16 protein-coding genes are annotated in these 26,022 nt (G+C 43.8%); 2 read left to right on the plus strand and 14 right to left on the minus strand.

Features of this window, described 5'->3' with window-relative positions:
* Positions 1-5: 5 nt before the first annotated feature.
* The 12 genes from GNIT_RS09620 to sdhC form a co-directional block, all read right to left on the minus strand.
* Positions 6-857: a universal stress protein gene (locus tag GNIT_RS09620; RefSeq protein ID WP_014109004.1), complete on the minus strand. Its 852-nt coding sequence runs from the start codon at positions 855-857 to the stop codon at positions 6-8.
* Between the two features lie 96 nt (positions 858-953).
* On the minus strand, positions 954-2,444 hold the full coding sequence (locus GNIT_RS09625; protein WP_014109005.1) for a SulP family inorganic anion transporter: 1,491 nt from the start codon (positions 2,442-2,444) through the stop codon (positions 954-956).
* Between the two features lie 303 nt (positions 2,445-2,747).
* Positions 2,748-7,142, minus strand: coding sequence for a pullulanase-type alpha-1,6-glucosidase (pulA, locus tag GNIT_RS09630; protein ID WP_014109007.1), 4,395 nt, complete (start codon positions 7,140-7,142; stop codon positions 2,748-2,750).
* An 80-nt stretch (positions 7,143-7,222) separates the two neighbouring features.
* The gene (locus GNIT_RS09635) at positions 7,223-10,231 is read right to left on the minus strand and encodes a TonB-dependent receptor (protein ID WP_014109008.1); all 3,009 of its coding nucleotides are present in this window, start codon (positions 10,229-10,231) and stop codon (positions 7,223-7,225) included.
* A gap of 473 nt (positions 10,232-10,704) precedes the next feature.
* Positions 10,705-11,577 (minus strand): succinate--CoA ligase subunit alpha, encoded by an 873-nt coding sequence (gene sucD, locus GNIT_RS09640; RefSeq protein WP_014109009.1) that lies wholly within the window; start codon positions 11,575-11,577, stop codon positions 10,705-10,707.
* Positions 11,577-12,743, minus strand: coding sequence for an ADP-forming succinate--CoA ligase subunit beta (gene sucC, locus GNIT_RS09645; protein ID WP_014109010.1), 1,167 nt, complete (start codon positions 12,741-12,743; stop codon positions 11,577-11,579). The genes sucD and sucC overlap by 1 nt, the downstream gene beginning before the upstream one ends.
* A 173-nt stretch (positions 12,744-12,916) precedes the next feature.
* The gene (gene odhB, locus GNIT_RS09650) at positions 12,917-14,419 is read right to left on the minus strand and encodes a 2-oxoglutarate dehydrogenase complex dihydrolipoyllysine-residue succinyltransferase (RefSeq protein WP_014109011.1); all 1,503 of its coding nucleotides are present in this window, start codon (positions 14,417-14,419) and stop codon (positions 12,917-12,919) included.
* A gap of 9 nt (positions 14,420-14,428) precedes the next feature.
* Positions 14,429-17,257 (minus strand): 2-oxoglutarate dehydrogenase E1 component, encoded by a 2,829-nt coding sequence (locus GNIT_RS09655; RefSeq protein WP_014109012.1) that lies wholly within the window; start codon positions 17,255-17,257, stop codon positions 14,429-14,431.
* Between the two features lie 274 nt (positions 17,258-17,531).
* Complete coding sequence (locus tag GNIT_RS09660; protein WP_014109013.1) at positions 17,532-18,242, minus strand: succinate dehydrogenase iron-sulfur subunit; 711 nt, start codon at positions 18,240-18,242, stop codon at positions 17,532-17,534.
* A 14-nt stretch (positions 18,243-18,256) separates the two neighbouring features.
* Positions 18,257-20,029: a succinate dehydrogenase flavoprotein subunit gene (sdhA, locus tag GNIT_RS09665; protein ID WP_014109014.1), complete on the minus strand. Its 1,773-nt coding sequence runs from the start codon at positions 20,027-20,029 to the stop codon at positions 18,257-18,259.
* Between the two features lies 1 nt (position 20,030).
* On the minus strand, positions 20,031-20,378 hold the full coding sequence (gene sdhD / locus GNIT_RS09670; protein WP_014109015.1) for a succinate dehydrogenase, hydrophobic membrane anchor protein: 348 nt from the start codon (positions 20,376-20,378) through the stop codon (positions 20,031-20,033).
* Complete coding sequence (sdhC, locus tag GNIT_RS09675; RefSeq protein ID WP_041246380.1) at positions 20,372-20,746, minus strand: succinate dehydrogenase, cytochrome b556 subunit; 375 nt, start codon at positions 20,744-20,746, stop codon at positions 20,372-20,374. The genes sdhD and sdhC overlap by 7 nt, the downstream gene beginning before the upstream one ends.
* 431 nt (positions 20,747-21,177) lie before the next feature.
* Between sdhC and GNIT_RS09680 the strand changes: the two genes are divergently transcribed.
* Entirely contained in the window at positions 21,178-22,458 is a 1,281-nt protein-coding gene (locus GNIT_RS09680) for a citrate synthase (RefSeq protein WP_014109017.1), read from the plus strand.
* Between the two features lie 82 nt (positions 22,459-22,540).
* Positions 22,541-22,960: a DUF3429 domain-containing protein gene (locus tag GNIT_RS09685; protein WP_014109018.1), complete on the plus strand. Its 420-nt coding sequence runs from the start codon at positions 22,541-22,543 to the stop codon at positions 22,958-22,960.
* Positions 22,961-23,037: 77 nt separating this feature from the next.
* On the opposite strand, the gene GNIT_RS09690 is transcribed toward GNIT_RS09685, so the two are convergent.
* Together GNIT_RS09690 and GNIT_RS09695 are read right to left on the minus strand one after the other, a co-directional pair.
* A complete protein-coding gene (locus GNIT_RS09690) occupies positions 23,038-24,492 on the minus strand; it encodes a phosphohexomutase domain-containing protein (RefSeq protein ID WP_014109019.1) in 1,455 nt (484 codons plus the stop codon).
* Positions 24,493-24,573: 81 nt separating this feature from the next.
* Positions 24,574-25,992, minus strand: a complete 1,419-nt coding sequence (locus GNIT_RS09695; RefSeq protein WP_014109020.1) for a mannose-1-phosphate guanylyltransferase/mannose-6-phosphate isomerase — start codon at positions 25,990-25,992, stop codon at positions 24,574-24,576.
* Positions 25,993-26,022: the final 30 nt, after the last annotated feature.

Raw genomic sequence — 26,022 nt, forward strand, 5'->3', positions numbered from 1 at the left:
AACAACTATCTCAGCACAACCATAGGGACTTTACTGCGCTCGAGCATTTTCATCGTATTACTGCCTAAAAAGAACTGACGAAGCTTTGAATGTCCGAACGCCCCCATGACAATAAGACCAATGTCATGCTTTTGTTTGTATTCCATTAATGCGTCGAAAATATTTCCTTCAACAAAGGATGAAGTGACAGTAAAGCCTTTTTCTTCCAACTTTTTCTGGGCGGCTAAGAACTTTTCTTTTAAGTCTGGCTCGTTATTTTTGACTGAAACAAGATGACAGTGAAGCCCGTGTAATAGTCCACCATCAATCACTCTCTGTAGCGCATTATCCGCAGTCTGCCTGCCATCATACGCAACCATAAACGAAGTGGGCTCGCTAAATGTATCAGGGATTATCACGACTGGGTGAGTGGCTTTGCGAAGCAGTGTCTCGATGTTAGAGCCCAGTGCACTGTAATCATCCTCATGCCCCTTGCCGCTTCGCCCAATCACAATCAATCGCGTTTTATCTTCCATGTCGACAATCGCATCTGCTAACTCACCATGTCTTTGCGTTGATTCCACTTGCTGTACAACAGATGTCTGAGCTTGACTGGCAACCCGTTCAAGCAGCTCTTTACCCAGTTTTAGGGCTAGTTTGCCGCGCTGCTCGTCAAGTTTGGTCATTTCCTGTAAAAGTGCGGAACGCGCGCCGAGTCCAATAGCACCGCTGTAATTGTCTGCACCGTGTTGCTGTTCTTTTTCAATGGTATGTAAAAATAATATTGGCTTAGTCAATTTATTTGACGCCCAGATGGCTGCGTTTGTCACCGCTGTTGTCATTGCGGAGCCATCCACACAAGTAATAATTTTTGTCATCCTTTTCTCCTTCCTTTGTCAAAATAATCTTTGTTATTTATCAACTGTGGCACCCTTATTAATGACGACCCTACCCTTTTTTGCGACAGAGCCAAATCAATGACCGCCAAACATTTTCTCTACTTCTTTGGGATCATTGTGTATTCCAAATTCGTCCACCACGGTTGCTGTTGCGTCATTCATTCCCACGATATTTACCGTTGCGCCTTCACGTCTAAATTTTATAACAACCTTATCTAAGGAGGTTACGGCTGTAATATCCCAAAAATGCGCATGTGAAAGATCAATTTCTACAGTATCTAAGGCTTCTTTGAAGTCAAATGCATTGATAAACTGTTCTGCTGATGCAAAAAACACCTGACCAACAACCTCATATGTGCGCTTATTTTCAGACTCATCATGGTGCGATTTCACTGCCATAATACGACCAATTTTGTTAGCAAAGAACAAGGTAGCGAGCAATACTCCGATTAACACGCCTATTGCCAAATTGTGTGTGGCCACGACCACTATAACAGTGGTAATCATAACAATATTCGACGACATAGGATGCTTGCGCAAGTCTCTAATGGACGACCATGAAAAGGTCCCTATTGATACCATAATCATCACTGCTACGAGCGCAGCCATGGGGATTTGCTTTACCCAGTCATCTAAAAAGACCACCATGATAATCAAGACCAAGCCAGCAGTAAAAGTCGACAATCGTCCTCTACCACCCGACTTCACGTTAATAATCGACTGACCAATCATTGCACAGCCAGCCATACCACCGAAAAGACCAGCACCGATATTGGCAATGCCTTGACCTTTGCATTCTTTATTAGCATCACTGCTAGTATCAGTCAGGTCGTCTACGATGGTTGCCGTCATCATAGATTCAAGTAAACCCACTACGGCTAAACCGAGCGAGTAAGGCAGGATTATCATCAGTGTATCGATATTAAGCGGAACATCGGGCCACAGAAATATTGGCAATGTATCGGGCAGTTCGCCCATATCACCGACCGTTCGAATGTCTAGTCCTAGCAGCATTGCTGCTATCGTCAAAGCAACAATGCACAGCAGTGGTGAAGGGATGACTTTTCCAATCTTGGGGATGTAGGGAAAAAGATATATGATGCCAAGACCGACTGCTGTCATCGCATAAACATGCCATGTAACGTCTGTAAGTTCGGGTAGTTGTGCCATAAATATAAGAATAGCCAGTGCATTCACGAAACCTGTGACGACCGAGCGAGAGACAAAGCGCATTAAACTGCCCAATTTCAGAAAGCCCGCAAATATTTGAAACACGCCAGTAAGTAATGTCGCTGCAAGCAAGTATTCCAAACCATGCTCTCTAACCAGCGTTACCATTAATAGCGCCATTGCTCCTGTTGCGGCAGAGATCATACCCGGTCGTCCACCAACAAAAGCGATAATGACAGCAATACAAAATGAGGCGTATAAACCAACTTTAGGGTCTACACCTGCAATAATTGAGAAAGCAATCGCTTCAGGTATTAAGGCTAAGGCCACAACAATACCCGCAAGCACATCGCCACGGATATTTGAAAGCCAGTCTTTTTTCATGTGTTCGAGCATGTATATTGCCTAATGTTGAGAACTCTCCTCAACGCAGAGAAAAATCCAAATTAAAATTTTAAAACGAATAAACCGCGCAAATAATGCGGTAACGACGGCACGTAGTAAAACAGTGCTTCTGATGATGACGTCTAGGGCAGTATAACGAGTAACAGTACTTTCCCTAGATTGTTTATTGCGGCAAATGATAACGCTTTTGTAATTTTGTTACAAACTGAGGTATTTGTAACCCCAATAAAAAACCAGCGCATTGCGCTGGTTTTTTTAGGGTTTACGCTTATTTCTAAGCTTTAGGGAGACGCTCTACTGTACAGGCGTAACCGTCACTGTTGGCGCCTTTGCATCCGGTCCTTGAACCTTGAATTGATACAAACCCGCCGCTGGTGCCGCAATCGTTAAGTTAGCGCTGTTTCCATCTTGGAAGGTGACTTTAGGCTCACCTATGGTAACCGCAGCAGTATCATCAGAGGTTGCACCCAGATTCACTGTTGACCAGTCAGATGTAGCCACTTTAAAGTTTACGTCAGTGCCATCTAAATTGATGTTAACGGTGTAAACACCTTCGCCTTGATAGATTAAAGGATCATCTTCACCCCAACCGTTCAGGCTCCCGCGAATAAATACCGTGTTAGCACCAAAGAACTGTTCGTTGAAGACTCTGATTTTTGGCTCATTAAGGTTTGTGCTGTCGAAAATAAACACATACTTTCCGGCTTCTGCCACATCAATCACAACATTGCTTCCCCCTTCAGTAAGCGCCAGGTCTTGACCCAACACTACCAGGTCATCAACATCATCTTCACTAAATGCGCCCAAGTTTGGACTATCCCAGCCTTCGTTCGCTACTTTGAACTGATACTCTTCAGCACTAAGCTCAACCGCAACAGAGTACAAACGTCCACCGTCATAATTGAACTCGTTGTCCAAACCCCAACCGTTCATGCCGCCACGAAGGAAAATAGGATTACCAACATACGGTTCTTCGTTAACGATGGTAAGCGTTGCTGCGCCGGTATCTGCCGCATTGAAGCTGAACACATAGGTAGCATCAACACTTGGCGTAAAGGTCATGTTGCCTTGGCCACTGAAGACATCTTTCTCTAAATCTTCAGTCACTTCTGGCGCATCGTTATTGCCGTAGTCAACCGATGTCCAATTAGCAGATGCGATCTTGAATGCGTAGGTCTCTGCACCGTTCAAGGCTATTGCAACTTCATATACACCATCGCCTTTATAGCTCATTGCATCAGTTTCGCCCCACGCATTCATTTGACCACGCAAGAACACAGTGGTATCGCCAAATGGGACAACATCAGGTGCGCCCGATGTCGCAAATGCAGATAAACCGTAACCACGCTCCATGCCTTGGTTTTTAACAAAAACAGCCATACTTAATGGCGGCACAGTAAATGTACCATTGCCAGAGGCATCAGCACCTTCAGCAAACGAAGCACCGCGTACGACTGGATCGACCGAGTTAGCAAGCACCGTATGAAGCTCAAAGCCGGTAGCCGTTAACACATCAATCGACTTTTCTTCGTAGCCCGTGTTAATCACGATAGCAAGCGCGTCATATTTTGGATCGAGATCGGCCAATACTGAATCGCTATTGGCAGTCACGCCATCGTCAAGGCTCATTACAATCAAGCTCTGCTGTTGACGCGAGCCAATGTTGTGGAAACCAACGCGTGCTTTAATGTCTTCTGCAGTAGTTAAACGAAACAGTTTACTGTCAGTTCGAATGCTTAAGTACTCTTGGAATACTTCTGCTGCAAACTCAACGTTTGACATACTTGCTGCACGTTCAGGTGAGAACATAAAGGTAGAAATGGTGTCCCACATAGCCTGATTGTCTTGTGCCAACGGCAAACCAACGTTCCAATTGTTGGTCTCGTAGGTGAAGTCAACCCGACTGAACCAGTCGCCGGAATCGTAAGTGTTGCGATCCATTGACTTAGAACGTAGGAAGTCACCGCCCATTTGTAAGAAAGGAATACCTTGCGACAGCATAGGGATACCAATACCTATGTTTTGTGCGCGGATCCTTTGATCCAAGCTCAGATTTGCTGGCAGGTTGTAATTGTACTGATCCCAAAGTGATTCATTATCATGCTTTGACACATAGTTGATGATATCCGCAGGATCTAGCGCGTAACCACCCAGTGAGCTGGTTTCAGTGGCATTGCCGCCTGATGTTTCTAAGATAAAATCAGTCAATGTACCGGCCATGGTCATTTTGACAATGTCTTGGTCGCTCATTGCACTCGCTATGCTCACTTCACCGTCAACGCCTAAACGGCTAGTTCTATTGCCATTGTAGAAAATGTTACCGCGACGAATACCTTCACGAGTTCGGTCATTGTAAGTACCAATTTCAGTGCCGGCCATATTGATTTGATTCGCTTGCTCGTAGCCACGATCTTGACGAATCCAACCTTCACCATAGAAGTAATTGTCTTCATCTAATTCTCGTACTTTGGCATATAAATCAACCATGGTTTGCTTGGTTGCTTGGCTCATAATGTCGAAACGGAATCCATCAAACTTATAATGCTCAGTCCATAGAAGAAGCGAGTCTTCCATGAATTTTTCCATCATGCGGTTGCGTGGTTCAGTATCATCACAGCATGTTTCGCGCACAATTGCGCCGCTGTCGACTTCATATCTATGGTAGTAACCTGGCACGACTTTATCAAAAACTGAGTTTTCAAATAAACCCGAAGCATTGGTGTGGTTATACACAACGTCAAGCACAACACGAAGGCCAACCTCGTGCAGCGACTGGTTCATCGCACGCATTTCAATAATACGCGCAACGCCATCTGGATTGGATGAATAACTGCCCTCTGGTGCGTTAAAGTGCTTCGGATCATAACCCCAGTTGAACTGGTCAATATCACGCAGCTGTTCTGATAGTGCTTGTGCAGCGCCCGGCTCAGATAACACGTTAAAGCTGTTGTAAAGCTCACCGATCGTCAAATCACGAGGCGTATTATCAAGACAAACTGCTGATGCTGGCTTCAATGCGCATATTTGCTGAACCGTGCTTGAAAGATCAACCGTTTTGCTCGTATCTTCGTTGATAGTTGCAATATCGTTTGCTGGCAGCATATGGAAATGCGTTAAGCCCTTTTCAGCAAGTTTAGCAAGGTGCTGCATAGGCGCAGACTCTTTTTCAGTGAACGCGAGATATTTACCTCGATTCGCTTCTGAAGTAGACGCATCTAAAGCGCTAAAATCACGAATATGGCCTTCATATAAAACCGCATCTTCTGGATCCGTAATGCTCGGGATAATGTGTGTATCCCAGCCTTCTGGCTTAAGGTCTTCATCTGTTAAATTAACAAATTGAGAGAATCGACCATTAAGAGCCAAACCAACTGAGTATGGGTCAGTTACATCGATAACTTCTATTTGCTCATCTTCTGGATGATACACAGTCACTTCAAAGCGATATAACTGGCGATCCATGTCCATAGTGCCTGCATATGTCCAAATGCCTGTTGCCGAGTCATACGTCATTGGCTTAGTCGACTGCAGACGCTTATCAGCAGCATAAAGTTTAAGTGCAACGTTGGTTGCCGTCGGCGCCCAAACTCTGGCTTCAATACCTGAATCGGTGTAAACAGGACCTAGTACTGCTTCGTCTGCATCGTTTTCACCCAAGGTATACAACTGGTCTAAAACGTTAGGAATTTGAATGCGAGTAGCCGCGACAAGTTCACCTTCTGCATTATACGCACCTAGCACCGCTTGTGTTTTTAGCACAGCTTTTGCATCATCGACGCTCCAGTCGCCAGCGAAAGCAGGTAACGCTGATAAATGAGGAGCGATTGCTTTTTGTTCGTCAGTTAAGTCAACTTCTGTAAGCTCAACTACCGTGCCATTTAAGCCGGTATCAAGCGTCACCGCAAGGCTAGCATCAGCGGAATAATGCAATTTAACTGTATCCACAATGCCAAAATCAACATCCCATAGTAATGTGCTTGCATCTAACCAATGCGCCTGAGCACCATCAATAGATACGGGCTGTTCGCCTAAAGAATCAACTGGAAATTCATAGATTGTTGGAACGCCAGAAAACGTAAAATTCATTCGAGCAAAGCGTTCATCATCAGGTTGTTGAAGTTTCGCCTTACCGTCTATGCCGCCCATCTCTTTACCAGCATCATCGGTACCAATATGGATGATAAAGTTTTGACAAGCGCCAGGGGTTAACGCATATCCGGGTTTTAACTCTAAAACCCAATAGGCGCCGTATGTTGGATCAATTCCCGTATGCACTCGACCGTTGTCCCAAGCGGTGTCTGGGTCGGCATAAGCATCGCACGCATCATTACTCCAAGTATGCAGTCTATAGCCTTCATAAGAAGGGTCATTTGGGCTGTTATCAGCCCCTACTGCTGCTCGGTTATAATACAAAACAGCTTGATCTGCTGTTGGAAAAACAACCGGCGGCGCTAGAGTTGGATTAAAACCAACTACACAAGCATCATTTGCAGCATTAGGCACAGTAGGTGCCGCACAAACGATAGGGGGCGGTGGCACGCAACCCGAACCATCGGAACTAGGAACATTAGGAACATTGCAGGTTAATGCAACCTGCCCCGATTCAACTTCTGATCCGCCACAGCCGGACAATACGAATATTGACAAGAGGACAGCAGCATAGCTGATGAAACTTTTACGACTAAACATAGGTAAACACTCCAATGTCATACTTTTGTTACGACCTAAATTAAGGCCTTTTTTAAACAGAGACGTTAAATTAATTATTCTCATAATGAATACGTTAGCCCCAAGAAGAATTGAGTACCAAAGTATTGGATAGTGCCCGTGCGCGCTTCATCACCAAAGTAACTTTTCGTCGGTGCATCCGTTAAGTTATTCACTTGGAACAAGATACCGAGGTTTTCGTTCACTTCGTAACTCGCTTGATAATCAATAATCAGCTCAGAATCAAAATTAACGACTTGGTCATTGACAGCAACTTGCTTGGACACAAATGGGTCTCTATATCGCGCACTCACGCGAGTTTCAAAACCTTCGTAATCCCAAAACACGGTGCCGGATAATACTTGTTTACTCAAACCAGGAAGCAGTGTCGAGTAAACACCATCGTTGGCACTCGCCGTTTTAATAATTTCAGTTTCGGTGTAGGAATAGCTCGCGCTAACACCCAAACCAGACCACATCCCCGGTAAGTCACTGTAAACTTCGGTGTAGGATAATTCGAGACCACGAATGTATCCTCCTCGAGCATTGTTTTCGAATGTGGTGTAGGCGCCATTTACAGTCGGAACAGTGATAGTAACTTGCTCGCCTAATTCATCTAATACTGGCTGCGCCACTTCCTCGTCCGTGAATACAGGGATGTCAATTGAAGTAGGAACAACAAAGCCATTTGCAGCGAAATCATAAGGATCTCTTGTACTTCTATCGACAAACGACTGGATGTCTTTGTAGTAGAGCGCCGCTATTATTGCACCATCAGAATCATCAAAATAATATTCATAGGAGATATCATATTGATTTGCGTAAAAAGGACGCAAATAAGGACTGTTATCGCTTTGACCTGATATTCTCGCTTCACCAATCACCGTAATCTCTCCAGTATCGATGCTTTGAAACGCCGCCGGTTCATTAATTTGCGTACCGCTATTAGCAAACATTTCGTTGATCGGAGCTCTTCCCATCACCTTTGCAGCAGCGAAACGCACTTGCTGATTGCTGGTCAATTTAAAGGTTAAGTTTAATGATGGTAGATAGTCAGTGTAGGTATCTTCGAGTATTACCGGGCGAAATGTATCAACCGCTAAACCGATATCATCAACAATGATTTGTGCTCCTGACTCAGGGTCGCCATCTACATTCTGCAAGAACGTCGATGCCTGCTTCGTGTCCACCATTCTAACGCCAATGTTACCCGTAACTGGAATACCTGCTAACTCCATGTCGAGGTTGGCCATGACATAAGCGGAGTTAACTTCTTCATAAACTTCACCACTTTGTAACACCGACCATGAGGTATCGTTAGGAGTAGCGCCGTCAGGTGGGTTTAATACGCCGTCAAAACCACCCCAGCTTTGCACTGGCTGTGGCACGCCGCCTGGAAACCAAGCATTCAGGGCTTTGTCTAAATCAATTGCTAAGTAACTTGGGAAATATGAGAATTCCCCTTCCCAATTGACCACTGTCGTCATGTCTTCAGTCAGACGCAACGGTGGCTGACTTCTTGAGAAGCCTGAATCACTGCCATATTCGAATACGGAACGGTCATTGCTGTACGCGCGATCTGAATAACGAGCACCAAACTCAATTGAACGAACCCAGTCATTGTCAAGTTGATATGTAAAATCTATCCGATAGGCATCTAATTCATCTGAGTTTTGGAATGGATAAATACCGTATTTAGATACCATCACTTTATTTAAATCAATAAAGTCACTGGCCTGATTAAAACCTAGGTCGGGCAAATCAAGTCCATTCAGTAAATAGCTTATCGAGATATTTTCGTCTAACACCGGCGATAACGCATTTGCGTCTTCAGCAACGAGGGACCACAGCAAACCGTTTCTGAAATCACTGTCAGCAGAAGAATGTGAAACATCAAAAGACACGGTCCAGTCTTCGTTGATGTCCCACTTTGCATTAATGCCTAAACTACGCACTTCATCAAAATCTTGATTGTCGTCGTTAACCAGTTCAACCCGAGTGTTCGCGCCCGGAATACGATTAAAGGTGCCACCGATTACGTCATTCCCGACCAGCGTTGGGTTAGCAATAGTTACGTTAGGTGCTTCAAGTTTTACTCGAAAACCACGGGCAAACTCTTCTGATTCAAATTTACTTAAGAAAGCGTCTGCTTTTAATACGAAATTGTCCACCGGTGCCCACTCAAAAGCGGCCATATAGCCATTGCGAGTTTCACCGCCGCCGGCGTGCTGCATTTCAAAGCCTTCAGAGATATCTTCACACTCGGGACAATCGCCTCCAAGCTTATCTATATCATTTTCAACAAAATCAACGTCCTTTTCTCGGTTGTAAGCTAATCCGATAAACTGCGTTGACACACTGGGTTGATATAATTTGGCATAACCGAGCGCAACGCCCAAGGTATCTTCTAAAAACTTACCTTGATAGGAAAAACTCAGTCTATGACCAAACTCATCAGCATCAGCAACTTCATTGGCACGGTCGTTGTACATTCCGCGAACGTTCGCGTTAAAACTATGCTGCTTATCGTTATCCAATGGGCTAGCTGTTTTCAATTCAACAGTACCTGCAACACCACCTTCTAACAATGATGCTTTAGGCGATTTATATACAGCCGCGGAACTAATTAATTCTGATGGGTACTGATCAAACTCTATTGAGCGACTGCCGCTAGTTGAGACTTGCTCTCTGCCGTTAAGCGTAGAAAAAACGAAATCACCAGATAAACCGCGAATGTTAATTTCTGCTGCTTGGCCACCGGTTCTAACCGCTGATATACCGGGTAAGCGTGTCAACGCGTCTGCCATTGATACGTCGGGTAATCCACCTAAGTCATCTGCAGAAATTTGTTCAGATACTGTGTCACTGAATCTTTTTTGATTGAGCGATCTTATCAGGCTGGATCTAAAGCCAACAACCTCAATTTTCTCGATGTTTTCTTCTGCACGCTCTTCCGTCTGATCTTCTTGAGAATTTTCAGGGGTTTGCTGTGCATAAAGGGGCAAACTACCAATCATCATCCCGCTAGCAACTAAGGCTACGGTAATCAAGCTGGGTTTGAATTTAGTCATATTTGTATCCCATTACTGTTGAGTTTGACGCTTCCGTGCTTACCAGACCTAATGATCTGTTGCGCAAGTACGCCTATTTGTACTGGATAGGATGTTACATTCTTGCGAGTTCATTCACCATTATGTGCATACGTATTCATAACATATCGCTACATTTAGTTAACAAAATAGCAGTTAGATTCTTAGGTTTTATACACCTTTTAAAATCATAAAAAAATTTATTCAACAAAAACAATCTGTTGTATTTATCGCTGAAAATACAGTTTACATTTTTCTAACATTGCGATTTTAGTACTGATTGCATAAAAATTTCCGAACTGTCTAAAAGAAAGGATGATTAAGTGCTCGTTTTACGCGCTCACCTAAGGTTTATGCGAACTTATTCGTAATTATCTTAGTTGCCCTAGTTGCCATTAAGCCAAAAAAAAACCTGCCGACTGGCAGGTTTTTAGATTTAATCTCGACTTACAAAATTACCAACCGGTAATCTCACGTAGTCCTTTACCGATTTCAGCAAGTGAACGCACAGTCTTAACGCCTGCCGCTTCTAAAGCTTTGAATTTCTCATCAGCAGTACCTTTACCGCCGGCGATGATTGCGCCAGCATGACCCATACGCTTACCAGCAGGCGCTGTTACGCCAGCTATGTAAGATACTACAGGCTTGGTTACATGTGCTTTGATGTATTCTGCAGCTTCTTCTTCTGCCGTTCCGCCGATTTCACCAATCATAACGATTGCTTCAGTAGCTGGATCGTCTTGGAACAGCTTCAATATATCAATGAAGTTAGAACCAGGAATTGGATCACCACCAATACCAACACAAGTAGACTGACCAAAGCCTTCATCAGTAGTCTGCTTAACCGCTTCGTATGTCAATGTACCAGAGCGTGAAACAATACCAACTTTACCTGGCTTGTGAATGTGACCAGGCATGATGCCAATCTTACACTCACCCGGAGTAATAACACCTGGGCAGTTTGGACCGATCATACGTGCGCCTTTACGATCAACGTACTCTTTCACGTAAAGCATATCGATAGTCGGGATACCTTCAGTGATACAAACCACTAACTCGATACCCGCATCAACGGCTTCTATAATTGAATCTTTACAAAATGGAGCCGGTACGTAAATAACAGTTGCTGTAGCGCCTGTTGATTCAACCGCTTCTCTCACTGTATTAAATACAGGAAGACCTAAATGTGTAGTGCCGCCTTTACCAGGTGTTACACCGCCAACCATTTGCGTACCATAAGCAATTGCTTGCTCAGAATGGAACGTACCTTGACCGCCAGTGAAACCTTGGCAGATAACTTTAGTATCTTTATTGATTAATACTGACATTATTTGCCCTCCGCAGCAGCAACAACTTTAAGTGCAGCATCCGTCAATGATTCTGCAGCAATGATATCTAAACCAGAACCCGCAAGTACTTCACGGCCTAGTTCTGCATTTGTGCCTTCAAGACGAACAACCACTGGCACGTTAACGCCAACTTCTTTAACTGCACCGATAATACCTTCAGCAATCATATCGCAACGCACGATACCACCGAAGATGTTGACCAATACGGCTTTAACCTTGCTGTCTGACAAAATGATTTTAAATGCTTCAGCAACACGTTCTTTGGTTGCACCGCCCCCAACATCGAGGAAGTTAGCAGGGCTACCGCCATGCAGGTTAACGATATCCATCGTTCCCATTGCAAGACCAGCACCGTTAACCATGCAGCCAACATTGCCGTCTAGTGCAACATAGTTCAATTCGAATTTTGCTGCATGAGCTTCACGAGCGTCATCTTGTGATGGATCGTTCATGTCGCGAACTTTTGGCTGACGATACAATGCATTGCCATCAACACCTAATTTCGCATCTAAGCAATGTAAATCGCCATCTGCTTTAATCACTAGTGGGTTAATTTCAATCATCGCTAGGTCAAGCTCTTCAAACATCTTAGCTAGACCCATAAATATTGTGGTGAACTGACGAATTTGAACACCCTTCAAACCTAACTTGAATGCGATTTCTCTAGCTTGGAAAGGCTGAGCGCCGACAAGTGGATCAATTTCCGCTTTCAAGATTTTTTCTGGTGTTTCTTCAGCAACAGTCTCAATTTCAACGCCACCTTCAGTAGATGCCATGAAAATGATTCGGCGTGATGTTCTATCAACCACTGCGCCTAAGTAAAGCTCTTGCGCGATATCTGTGCAGGTTTCAACAAGAATTTGACTGACCGGCTGACCATTTTCGTCTGTTTGATAAGTGACTAGGTTTTTACCAAGCCAGTTTTCAGCGAAAGCTCTGATGTCTGCTTTATCTTTAACTAGTTTCACACCGCCCGCTTTACCGCGACCGCCAGCGTGTACTTGACATTTAACTACCCATTCAGTTCCGCCAATGCGGTCTGCAGCTTCAACAGCAGCTTGAGGAGTCTCAGCAGCGTATCCTTCAGATACTGGCAAACCGTATTCTTTGAATAACTGTTTGCCCTGGTATTCATGCAAATTCATGTTAATTTATCCGATTTTATTTAATAGAAAAGCCGCCGTTGCTCACTTAAAAAAGTACTGCAGGCGACTTGTTTTAATTTCGCTAAATCCTATCACAAACTTAGCCATACTTCAGGTGATAACGCCGTTATCACCCTAATTTTTTTATTCCGAACAGCTTGTTAACTTAATATTTACACATCAAGCAATAAACGCGTTGGATCTTCTAACATTTCTTTTACAGTTACCAAGAAACCAACCGATTCCTTGCCGTCCACAATTCTGTGGTCGTAAGATAACGCGAGGTACATCATCGGTAAAATCTCTACTTTACCATTCACAGCCATTGGACGATCTTGGATTTTGTGCATTCCCAAAATTGCGCTCTGTGGTGGATTGATAATTGGCGTAGACAATAGTGAGCCAAAGACACCACCGTTAGTAATGGTAAAGTTACCACCCTGCAGATCTGACATAGCTAATTTGCCGTCGCGACCTTTCAATGCGAGTTCTTTAATACCCTTCTCTACACCTGCCATACCTAGAGTATCGGTATCACGCAAAATTGGAGTCACTAATCCACGCGGCGTGGAAACTGCAATCGAGATATCGAAGTAGTTATGATAACAAATGTCATCGCCATCAATTGACGCATTCACTTCTGGGAAACGTTTCAACGCTTCGGTCACCGCTTTCACGTAGAAAGACATGAAACCTAAACGAATACCGTGACGCTTCTCAAAGCTCTCTTGGTATTGCTTACGCAAGTCCATGATGGGCTTCATGTTAACTTCATTGAACGTAGTCAACATTGCCGTTGAATTTTTCGCCTCTAATAAACGAGTAGCAATTGTTTTACGCAATCTCGTCATAGGAACACGCTTTTCAGTGCGCTCGCCAGATGCAATCGATGGTGCTTCTTTTGAATCTGTTGACGGCGCTTTTGCTGGCGCTTTCAAATGCTTTTCAACGTCTTCTTTTGTTACTCTGCCGCCTTTACCAGTACCTTTAACTTTACTAGCATCAACGCCTTTTTCAGCAAGCAAACGGCGAACGGAAGGACTCAATGCGTCTGAGTCGCCTTCTTCTTGCTCAGCTTCGGCTGCTGGCGCGCTGTCTTTACTTTCCTTCGATGGCTTTGCGGCCGCACCTGCTACGAAGTTTGCAATAACAGCCTCAGCAAGCACTGTCTCACCTTCTTGAGCTAAAATTTCAGAAATTGAACCATCTTCTGGCGCAACAACTTCCAATACAACTTTGTCTGTTTCAATATCAACTAAATTTTGATCACGCTTGACTGATTGTCCAGGCTGCACGTGCCAAGTTGCTATTGTTGCATCTGCGACTGATTCCGGAAGCACAGGTACTTTAATCTCAGTCTTTTTTCCTGAATCAGCTGATGCAGCAGATTCTTCCTCGGCAGCTGGCTCAGAAGTCGTTGACTCTTTTTTAGCAGAGCCTCCCGCTTCTACTTTACCAATGACTTGTTCACCTAAAACGGTATCACCTTCACCATGAATAATTTCTGACAAGACGCCGTCTTCTGGTGCTACTACTTCCAATACTACTTTGTCAGTCTCAATATCAACCAAATTTTGGTCTCTGGTAACAGTTTCGCCAGCTTTTACATGCCAAGTTGCGATTGTTGCATCTGCTACTGATTCAGGTAATACGGGAACTTTTATTTCAATTGTCATCTGGGTTCCTTAGTTTATTGTAAGTGCGTCTTCAACCAACGCTTTTTGTTGTTGGTTGTGTACAGAAACATAGCCAACTGCAGGGGAAGCCGAAGCTTTACGACCTGCATAAGTTAAGTTAGATCCTTTCGGAATTGATTGCCAGAAATGGTGCTGGCTACAATACCAAGCGCCTTGGTTCTGCGGTTCTTCTTGACACCAAATCCAGTCAGTCACATGTTCATACTTGGCCATCTTAGTTTTGAACTCGTCCTGAGGGAATGGATACAACTGCTCTAAACGCACAATTGCAACGTCATTTTGCTCATTCTTACGACGCTGATCCAATAAATCGTAATACACTTTACCGGAACACATCACAACGCGTTTGACGTTTTGCGGATCTATCTCATCAATTTCATCAATCACATTGTGGAAAACGCCCTCTGCTAGCTCCTCCATGGAAGAAACCGCAAGTGGATGGCGAAGCAGTGATTTAGGCGACATCACAATCAGCGGTCGACGCATTGGTCGTACTGACTGGCGGCGCAGCATGTTATACACCTGAGCCGGCGTAGATGGTATGCATACTTGCCAGTTATGGTCAGCACACATTTGTAACCATCTTTCTAAACGAGCAGAGCTATGTTCAGGGCCTTGGCCTTCATAACCATGAGGCAGTAACATAGTTAAACCACACAAGCGGCCCCACTTTGCTTCACCTGATGATAAAAACTGGTCAAATACCACTTGTGCACCGTTGGCGAAATCGCCGAACTGTGCTTCCCAAATAGTTAAACATGCAGGTTCAGCCGTAGCAAAACCATACTCAAATGCCATTACAGCCTCTTCAGACAAAACAGAATCGTAAATTTCAATTCGACCTTGGTCATCAGAAATATTTTTCAATGGTAAATACGTTGAGCCGTCATCTTGGTTGTACAAAACCGCGTGACGGTGGAAGAACGTGCCTCGGCCCGAATCTTGACCTGTCATTCTGATATCTGTTTTTTCAGCTAGAATACTCGCGTATGCTAAGTTTTCAGCCATACCCCAGTCGAGCATTTTCTCACCATCAACCATTGCCTTGCGGTCAACATAGAGTTTGTTAACTCGAGACTGCAAGCGGTGACTCTCAGGATAATTGATTAAAGCTTGTCCAAGTTCTTTTATTTTGGAAACCGGCAAACTACCATCATATTCGACGTCCCAATCGTGGCCGATATAAGGTGACCAATCAACTGAATGCTCAGTCATTGGACGCCATTCTTCAACCACACAGGCACCATGATCTAATGCTGCTCTATACTCAGCCATTAGCTTCTCAACCTCGTGCTTTTCAATTGTGCCTTCAGCAATCAATTGGTCAGCATAAATGTCGCGCGGTACCGGATGTTTTTTAATTTTTTGATACATGAGTGGCTGAGTCGCATTGGGCTCATCCGCTTCATTATGACCGTGGCGGCGATAGCACACTAAATCAATAACAACGTCACGTTTGAACTTGTTGCGATATTCTAGCGCAAGTCTAGTCACGAACATAACGGCTTCAGGATCATCAGAGTTGACGTGGAAAATAGGTGCTTGCACCATTTTCGCTATATCAGTGCAGTATTGGGTAGAGCGTGTATCTTCAGTGTTCGAGGTAGTAAAACCAACTTGGTTATTAATGACTATTCGAACGGTGCCGCCAACTTTAAAGCCACGAGTTTGTGACATATTAAACGTTTCTTGCACTACGCCCTGACCCGCTATCGCAGAGTCACCGTGAATGGTAATTGGTAATACCGCTGAACCATCTTCACAACGACGGCGAGAAAGCCTCGCTCTGACTGAGCCCATGACGACTGGGTTAACAATTTCCAAATGCGATGGGTTGAAAGCAAGTGCCAGATGCACATTGCCGCCTGGTGTCGCAAAATCAGAAGAAAAACCAGCGTGATATTTTACGTCGCCTGCGCCCAAAGTATCGTCGTGTTTACCAGCAAATTCATCAAACAACACTGATGGATTTTTGCCTAACACGTTCACTAACACGTTCAAACGGCCTCTGTGAGCCATACCAATGACGACTTCTTTCGTTCCAGCTGCGCCGGCTTCGGTAATTAAGCCTTTAAGCATTGGAACAAGCGAATCGCCACCTTCTAATGAAAATCGTTTAGCACCTGTAAATTTAGCGCCAAGGTATTTTTCCATACCATCGGCGGCAATAAGGCCTTTTAAAATTTTGACTTTTTCGTCGCGGCCAATTACAGGCTTTGCTTCGACTGACTCAATCCGCTGCTGTAGCCAACGTTTTTGTTCAGTATCAGTAATATGCATGTACTCAGAGCCAATCGAACCACAGTAGGTACGATTCAATGATTTAAACAAATCACCCAAACCCATTTTGTCTGCGTTAACAGCATATGAGCCAAGATTAAACATGGCGTCAAAATCGCTTTCAGAAAGATTATGGTGTGATAATTCTAAATCCCGGACTCTCGGCTGCTTCCATAAATTAAGTGGATCGAGATTGGCGTGCTGATGGCCACGGAATCGATAAGCATTGATCAACTGTAATACTTTTACCTGTCGCTCATCGCTTTGAACATCGCCGGGCGTAGCAGCAGCACCTGAAGTGAATCGTGCAGCAGGACCCAACGAGGCCATATGTTTAAAATCAGCCTTGATTTGCGTGTGGTTGGATTCGACTTCTACACCATCTACTTTTGGTAGCGCGTCGAAAATAACTTTCCAGTTGTCTGGAATACTTTGTGGATCTTCAAGGTAAGTCTCATACATCTCTTCAATGTAAGCGGTATTACCTCCCGCCATGTGGGATGAATCCCACCATGCTTTCATCACGCTATCTTGCATTCTTAAGCCTTGATATAAAAAGTTAAGTGTATTGTATTCTATATAGATTCTTTTTGTAAATTGCGTATTACACCTTTGAGCGGATATATACGACTAAAAGGGTATAACACTGCATATATATAACCCCAAATATAAGAAAAACTTGAATATTTCTATCATTTCCCATTATTTGATATTATTTTCACCTTTAGTTTTGTCTAGATAAAAAAATAGCCATCCCTCTCGGGACGGCCATTTAGCAATCAAACGTACCTAACGAATAGGCAACTAGGCACTAAACAGCCCGTTGTAACAGCATCGACTTAATTTGGCCGATAGCTTTTGTTGGATTTAATCCCTTTGGACATACACTAACGCAGTTCATGATGCCATGGCAACGGAACACGCTAAATGCGTCGTCTAAATCATTCAAACGCTCATCAGTTGCCGTATCGCGAGAATCGATTAAGAATCTGTAAGCATGCAACAAGCCGGCTGGTCCAATAAATTTATCTGGATTCCACCAAAATGAAGGGCATGACGAAGAACAGCAAGCGCACAAGATGCATTCGTACAGACCGTCTAATTTAGCTCTGTCTTCTTGCGTTTGAATATGCTCACGCGCTGGTGGCTGCGTATCATCATTAATCAAAAATGGTTTGATTTTCTCGTACTGAGTATAGAACTGTGTCATATCAACCACAAGGTCACGTACTACCGGTAAACCAGGTAATGGACGCACCACTACTTTACCTTTGCCAAGTGCAGAGAGAGGTGTAATACACGCCAAACCATTTTTACCGTTCATGTTCATACCATCTGAACCACAAACACCTTCACGGCATGAGCGACGGAAAGACAACGTTGGGTCTTTTTCTTTTAATGCAATCAAAGCGTCAAGCACCATCATGTCTTGGCCTTCCTCGACCTCTAACTGATAATCTTGCATCTTAGGTGCATCATCTACGTCTGGGTTATATCGATAAATCGAAAAATTTAACATCATAATGACTACTCCTATTAATACGAACGTACTTTTGGCGGAAACGCTTCTCTAAGCTTCGGCGTCATATTGACATCACGACGACGCATAGTTTCTGATTCCGGCAAGTACAAGCTGTGACACAACCAATTTTCATCGTCTCTCTCAGGGAAATCGAAACGGCTGTGCGCGCCACGACTCTCTGTTCTAAAGTTAGCTGCAACAGCCGTGCTGTAAGCAGTTTCCATTAGGTTGTCTAACTCCAAGCATTCAATACGCATAGTATTAAAGTCAGAACTCTTGTCATTCAAACTTGCGTTTTGTAAACGTTCGCGAATTTCTTTAAGCTCTTTTAATCCTTCAGCCATTGCTTCACCTTCACGGAAAACAGAGAAGTTGAGCTGCATGCACTGTTGCATATCTTTCTTAATCTGAACTGGATCTTCACCCTTACCTATTTCAGAGCTTTCCCAACGATTGAAGCGTGACATTGCTGCGTCTAGGTCTGAAGCAGATGCTTCACTTTTAACGTCTACATGATCCAAGCTCTTGCCAAGGTGCAAGCCAGTAGCGCGGCCAAATACAACCAAATCTAGTAAGGAGTTACCACCGAGTCGATTTGCTCCATGCACTGATACGCAGGCAATTTCACCACAAGCAAATAAACCATCTACAATAGATTCTTTACCATCGACATCGACATTAATAACTTGTCCATCTACATTCGTTGGAATACCACCCATCATATAATGACATGTTGGTATCACTGGAATAGGCTCTTTCACCGGATCCACGTGTGCAAATGTGCGTGACAACTCAAGAATACCAGGCAAACGTGATTCAAGCACATCTTTACCTAAGTGATCGAGCTTCAGCTTCAAGTGAGGACCCCAAGGACCATCACAACCGCGACCTTCACGAATTTCTGTCATCATTGAACGAGCGACAACGTCACGACCAGCAAGGTCTTTAGCGTTTGGCGCATAACGTTCCATGAAACGCTCGCCATCTTTATTCAATAAGTAACCGCCTTCACCACGACAACCTTCAGTTACAAGCGTACCTGCACCTGCGATACCTGTCGGGTGGAACTGCCACATTTCCATATCTTGTAGCGGCACGCCGGCTCTAATTGCCATGCCTACGCCGTCGCCAGTATTGATGTGCGCGTTTGTGGTTGAAGCGTAAATGCGTCCAGCACCACCCGTCGCTAGAACAACGGCTTTAGACTTAAAGTAAACCACTTCACCAGACTCAATGTCGATTGCTGTGCAGCCTACTACTTGACCGTGTTGATTTTTTACAAGATCGAGCGCGTACCATTCACTGAATACTTTTGTGCGGTTTTTTACATTCTGTTGATATAACAAATGTAATAATGCGTGGCCTGTTCTGTCGGCAGCAGCGGCTGTTCTTGCCGCCTGTTCTCCGCCGAAGTTTCTTGATTGGCCACCAAATGGACGCTGATATACTTTGCCTTCTTCAGTCCGTGAAAAAGGTAAGCCCATGTTTTCCATTTCGATAATGGCTTCAGGACCTGTTTTACACATGTATTCGATCGCTTCCTGATCGCCAATGTAATCTGACCCTTTTACGGTGTCGTACATGTGCCATTCCCAGTTATCTTCGTGTGAATTACCCAATGCAACGGTAATACCACCTTGTGCAGATACTGTGTGTGAACGGGTCGGAAATACTTTTGATAACAACGCACACGACTTTCCTGATTCTGAAATCTGCAAAGCAGCTCGCATGCCAGCGCCGCCAGCGCCTATAACTACCGCGTCAAACTCATGAACGGGTAAACTCATATTAAACACCCCATAAAACGAATAGACCTACTGCAACATACGCAAATGCAATTAGGTTAAGAACATATTGAAGACCGGCGCGTAGACCAGTTGGCTTGACGTAATCCGTCAATACCTGCCACAAACCTATACGCACATGGATCATGATTGAGATCAATGTGGCGAGCGTAAATGCTTTCATATAGATATTGGCGAAGAGACCTTGCCAAACTTCAAATGTGACAACTGATGTTGTTACAAAAAAGTACACCATGAATAACGTAAACGCAGTGATTATCGCTGCAGTTGCTCGCAGTGATACATAATCCTGAATACCGTTTCTTTTCATTGACACCTGATTAGTTACCATAATACAACTCCTAATACGATTGTTAACACTACCCACAGCCCCATTGCAGCTTTCGCGCTGTTGTTACCTGAGTCGAGTTCTTCCCAATGGCCCATGTCCATAATCACGTGTCTCACACCACCAATAATGTGGTAAGACAGCGCAGATAATGTGCCGATTGAAATAACTTTTCCGTACCATGCATCCATCATACTGAGCACCGAGTTATAACCCTCGATTGAAGCAACTGAAGTCGCCCATGCATAAATGACGAATAACAACGCGAAAAACATTGCAACGCCTGTTACGCGATGGAGTATTGACGCAACAGCAGCGGGTGGAAAGCTAATTGTATTAAGGTCTAAATTTACCGGTCTTTGTTTCTTCACAATAATCTGCCTGTAGTCGTTCGTAGGTAATGCGTAACAATCGGATGCTTAAGCGATTACCTTAGTTGTGTGTTTTACTTTTGTGGGGCGTACTTTCGCCCTTATCTTGTTAACAATTTGTGAATAAAATATTGCTAAATTGAAATAAAATACATTCGTTGAATTTAGCGGCCTTGAATATAACAATCCGCCTCGTAAATTACAATTTTTTGTTGCGTATTAAGCCTTTAGTCGTAAAGATTTGTTGCTACCCATATAGCTGTAGACAATACAGAATATTTATTAATCGAATGTGCATTTAAATTGACTTATTACTACAATACCAGTACAAATAGCGCCACTTTTCTTAACGATGTGAACAATATCGTCGATAGCTACGTAAGTTTGTCGACTACAACGTTATAGTAGAAAATTAACGAGGAGAACATTACATGGCAAATGATACAGCCATTTTAAAAGTAGGTGATAAAGAAATCGAACTTCCGATTTTAACTGGGACTGCAGGTCACCCTGTCATCGATGTTAGACCACTTGGTGGTAACGGGTATTTTACGTTTGACCCCGGTTTTATGGCTACAGGTTCATGTGAATCTTCGATCACGTTCATTGATGGCGGCAAAGGTGTGTTACTACACAGAGGCTACCCAATTGAAGAGTTAGCGCGCGATTCTGATTATCTTGAAGTTTGTCATATGTTGCTGCACGGACACGCTCCGGACGCAGACGAATATATTAATTTTAAAGACACGATTACTCGTCATACCCTTTTACATGAACAAATCAACATGTTCTTTCATGGTTTTAGAAACGATGCGCATCCAATGGCGATGCTTTGCGGCACTGTTGGCGCGATGTCGTCTTTCTACCACAGTGATTTAGATGTAAACAGCGAAGAGCAGCGCCTACGTAGTGCGCATCGTTTAATCGCTAAGATGCCAACGTTAGTAGCAATGTGCTACAAATACAATGTCGGTCAGCCTTTTGTCTATCCAACAAATGAATTAAGCTACGCTGCAAACTTCCTCAACATGATGTTTTCGGTTCCTGCTGAAGAGTATGTAGTAAGCCCAGCTGTGGAGCGTGCAATGGATAGAATATTTATTCTCCATGCTGACCACGAGCAAAATGCATCGACCTCTACTGTGCGCTTAGCTGGTTCATCTGGCGCTAACCCATATGCTTGTATTGCAGCCGGTGTTGCCTCCTTATGGGGTCCTGCACACGGCGGCGCAAACGAAGCATGTTTGGAAATGCTAGAAGAAATTGGAACTGTTGATCGTATTCCAGAATTCATTGATAGAGCAAAAGACAAGAATGACCCGTTCCGTTTAATGGGCTTTGGTCATCGTGTTTACAAAAACCACGATCCAAGAGCCACTGTAATGCGAGAGAGCTGCCACGAAGTATTGGCCGAGTTGAAGCTAGACGATCCATTACTCGAAGTAGCGATGGAACTAGAGCGAATCGCGCTGAGCGACCCTTACTTCGCGGAAAAGAAATTATTCCCGAATGTCGACTTTTACTCAGGTATTGTGCTTAAAGCTATTGGTATTCCAACTAACATGTTCACATGTATTTTCGCACTATCAAGAACGGTAGGTTGGATTTCACATTGGCATGAGATGTTGAGTCAGCCTGGCCAAAAAATTGGGCGTCCTCGTCAGTTATATACTGGTGAAACTCAGCGTAAGTATACTCCTATCAAGAAGTAGGCTTTGCTTAACTCCCTTTTAATTAAGGCGCCTTCTTGGCGCCTTTTTTGTCGAAATAAAATAGAGAATTCAGAGGGTTACCATGCCAATACAGTTTAAAATACTTGGTTACGCGGGACTTATTCCATTTATAGTGCTTCCCTTGATAGCACTTGCTGACATAAATAATTATTTTTATAGTTTTCAACACTTTGTTCAATATTCTGCCATTATACTTTCATTCTTCGGTGGCATTCATTGGTACGACGCTCTTCAGCATAACCGTGTAAATCATCAACTTTATGTCGCGATGCTACCAAGTATTGTTGCTTGGTTAAGTTTAGTGTTTCTCGATGGAGGTTTACTACTAGGTGTCTTGTCTTGTGCATTTATCGCTATGTTAATGTACGACAAATATACTTTGGTAATGGAAAAACAAAAGGTCATTGAATATACAACGCTGCGTTTAGTATTGACCACCGTCGTAGTCATAAGTCATTTAGCAATGGCTTTGATAGCATGAACGAGCCGAGTATCGATACTCGGCTCTATTGATTTGATTGCGAAAGGAAATAGCTTTAAAAAGCTGCGTTCGGTATTTTAACCCGTAATTAAGTCCATCAGTTCTTCGGTTTTCGCTTTCATTAAAGCAATATCACCGCGTGATTCAACATTTAGGCGTATCACCGGCTCAGTGTTCGACTTTCTCAAATTAAATCGCCAATTGCCAAACTCCATGCCAATACCGTCCGTCTTATCTATTACTTCAGCTTGATCAGCGTAATGTTCAACAACCTTCTTAATTGTTAAGCCCGCATTTTCAACAGTGGAGTTTATCTCGCCAGAAGATGGAAATGCTTCGATGCGCTCTCTCACCAACTCTGACAATGGCTGTTTTGTTGTGCTAAGCAGTTCAGCGACGAGCATCCACGGTATCATTCCTGAATCGCAGTAAGCAAAATCACGAAAATAGTGATGAGCACTCATTTCGCCACCGTAGACAGCGTCTTCTTTGCGCATTCTCTCTTTGATAAAAGCATGCCCGGTTTTGCATTTAATGGGTTTACCTTTATTCGCTTTAACAATCTCTTCTGTATTCCAAAAAACACGCGGGTCATAAATAATACTGGCGCCTTTCTCTTTCGCTAAAAAGGCCTGCGCTAATAAACCGACAATATAATAGCCTTCGACAAATTCGCCTTTCTCGTCAAATAGGAAACAGCGATCGAAATCACCATCCCATGCGATCCCCATATGAGCCTTGTTTTCAATAACGGCTTTTGATGTATCCGCGCGATTCTCTGGCAACAATGGGTTTGGAATGCCGTGGGGAAAGTCACCATTAGCCTCGTGATGCACTTTAATAAACTCAACGGGTACATGTTGGTTTTGAAAAAACAGCTCAATTGCATCGAGTGCTGGGCCAGCACTGCCATTCCCAGCATTGACAACAAGCTTAAGTGGAGACAGCTTTTTATAGTTGATATAGCTTGCAAGGTGCAAAACGTAATCATTCACACAGCGAACGCGCTCGTAATTTTTGGTTTCAAGTAATTTTCTTTCTTGAATTGAATGCATACCACTCAAAAACTCACCATCAGTCACTAACTCACCGGTACTAAATGCCAGTAATCGAGCTTGTATATTCATCTCATCGTAACTTTCAGCTCTATCTCTGATAGCGAATAAGCCACTGTCACCGCTGATCGGAATAGAACCGGCTTTCACTAACTTTAAGCCATTGTAATTGATAGGATTATGAGAAGCTGTTACTTCTATACCGCCATCAACACCAAGGTGCTTTGTGGCAAAATAAATTTCTTCAGTACCGCACATCCCTAAATCACTTACTTTCGCACCGCCGTCAATTAAACCTGCAGCTAACGCTAGTTTAAGTGGCAATGAAGTTTTTCTGACATCTGCGCCCACAACGACAGTGCGTGCCTGTAATTCTTCTGCAAAGGCTCTGCCGATGCGGTAAGCAACTGACTCAGTTAATTGTTCAATCAGTTCACCACGAATATCGTAAGCTTTAAAACAGGTAATTTTAGTCATGATTTTTGTTCTTTTAGTATTTTTTTAGTTTGGATGCGTGGAAACAATGGCAACCCTTAAAGTTGCCACGTTGTAAAAGCTTTATTTTTTGACTTCAACACGGCCATAACGATCGGAGAAGCGGACAATGTCGTCCTCACCAAGGTAACTGCCAGACTGCACTTCAATCAGCTCTAGTAGTATCTTTCCAGGGTTTTCCAATGCATGAATTTCACCGATAGGGATGTAAATAGACTCATTCTCGGTTACTAATGAAGTTACCTCTCCCACAGTGACGTTAGCTGTGCCAGAGACTACGATCCAGTGCTCTGCGCGATGGTGATGCATTTGTACACTCAGTTTTTCGCCGGGTTTTACACTGATGCGTTTAACCTGATAGCGGCGCCCGTTATCAATGGAATCGTAGCTGCCCCAAGGTCTGAAAACTTCGCGGTGAAATTCAAACTCGGAACGTTTTTCGGCCTTAAGCTTGTTCACCACATTTTTTATATCTTGCACTTTACTTTTGTTGGCTACCATTACGGCATCTTTAGTTTCAACGACAACGACGTCGTCTAAACCAATAACGGCAATTAAGCGCTGTTCAGAGTTGATATAGCTATTGGTGACGCCATCAAGGATCGCATCACCTATTACGACGTTGCCTGAAGTATCTTTATTTTGTGATGTTTCCCACAGAGAAGTCCAACTACCAACGTCATTCCAACCGGCGTCTAGCGGAACCATACAGGCGTCGGAGGTGCGTTCCATCACCGCATAATCAATAGAGTCATCAGGACATTTAGCAAACTCGTCAGCGTCAACGCGTATAAATGTCATGTCTTTGTTAGTATTTTGCATCGCGTTTGTACAGGCAGCAAAAATATCGGGGGCGTGTTCACTCAATTCACGCAAATACACACTCGCTTTGAACATGAACATACCGCTGTTCCAATAATACTCACCGCTTTTGAGATATTGCTGCGCCGTTGCCAAATCAGGTTTTTCAACAAATTGAGCAACTTTAAAACCGATCTCATCTACTGAATCACCAGACTTTATGTATCCGTACCCAGTATGAGCTTCAGTCGGCACCACGCCAAAAGTAACTAACTTTCCCTGCTCTGCTAGTAACGTTGCTCTCTCAACGCCTGCGTGAAAGGCATTGTGGTCAGAAATAAGGTGGTCTGCTGCTAAGATCAGCAATACGGGATCTTCTCCCTGCTGCACAGCTCTTAATGCAGCGAGAGCTATTGCAGGCGCAGTATTGCGACCGACAGGCTCTAAGATGATGCTGTCATAATCAATATCCGCAACACGAAGTTGCTCTGCAGCCAAGAAGCGATGGTCCTCATTACAGATAAATAATGGAAGCTCCATTTTATCGGCAGGCAAACGCAAGATTGTATCTTGCAGCATCGTCTTATCAGACGTAAGTGATAAAAACTGCTTTGGTAATGCAGCGCGAGATTTAGGCCACAGTCGGCTTCCAGTGCCACCGGCAAGAACAACAGGCTTCATTTACATTCCTTTAAAATCTTCATTAAGCTG

It is taken from the genome of Glaciecola nitratireducens FR1064 (assembly GCF_000226565.1).
In the GTDB taxonomy this organism is placed as follows: domain Bacteria; phylum Pseudomonadota; class Gammaproteobacteria; order Enterobacterales; family Alteromonadaceae; genus Glaciecola; species Glaciecola nitratireducens.

Coding starts and splice junctions, on each gene's coding strand:
- GNIT_RS09620 (WP_014109004.1), bottom strand. CDS start 857: ATGACAAAAATTATTACTTGTGTGGATGGCTCCGCAATGACAACAGCG.
- GNIT_RS09625 (WP_014109005.1), bottom strand. CDS start 2,444: ATGCTCGAACACATGAAAAAAGACTGGCTTTCAAATATCCGTGGCGAT.
- pulA (WP_014109007.1), bottom strand. CDS start 7,142: ATGTTTAGTCGTAAAAGTTTCATCAGCTATGCTGCTGTCCTCTTGTCA.
- GNIT_RS09635 (WP_014109008.1), bottom strand. CDS start 10,231: ATGACTAAATTCAAACCCAGCTTGATTACCGTAGCCTTAGTTGCTAGC.
- sucD (WP_014109009.1), bottom strand. CDS start 11,577: ATGTCAGTATTAATCAATAAAGATACTAAAGTTATCTGCCAAGGTTTC.
- sucC (WP_014109010.1), bottom strand. CDS start 12,743: ATGAATTTGCATGAATACCAGGGCAAACAGTTATTCAAAGAATACGGT.
- odhB (WP_014109011.1), bottom strand. CDS start 14,419: ATGACAATTGAAATAAAAGTTCCCGTATTACCTGAATCAGTAGCAGAT.
- GNIT_RS09655 (WP_014109012.1), bottom strand. CDS start 17,257: ATGCAAGATAGCGTGATGAAAGCATGGTGGGATTCATCCCACATGGCG.
- GNIT_RS09660 (WP_014109013.1), bottom strand. CDS start 18,242: ATGATGTTAAATTTTTCGATTTATCGATATAACCCAGACGTAGATGAT.
- sdhA (WP_014109014.1), bottom strand. CDS start 20,029: ATGAGTTTACCCGTTCATGAGTTTGACGCGGTAGTTATAGGCGCTGGC.
- sdhD (WP_014109015.1), bottom strand. CDS start 20,378: ATGGTAACTAATCAGGTGTCAATGAAAAGAAACGGTATTCAGGATTAT.
- GNIT_RS09680 (WP_014109017.1), top strand. CDS start 21,178: ATGGCAAATGATACAGCCATTTTAAAAGTAGGTGATAAAGAAATCGAA.
- GNIT_RS09685 (WP_014109018.1), top strand. CDS start 22,541: ATGCCAATACAGTTTAAAATACTTGGTTACGCGGGACTTATTCCATTT.
- GNIT_RS09690 (WP_014109019.1), bottom strand. CDS start 24,492: ATGACTAAAATTACCTGTTTTAAAGCTTACGATATTCGTGGTGAACTG.
- GNIT_RS09695 (WP_014109020.1), bottom strand. CDS start 25,992: ATGAAGCCTGTTGTTCTTGCCGGTGGCACTGGAAGCCGACTGTGGCCT.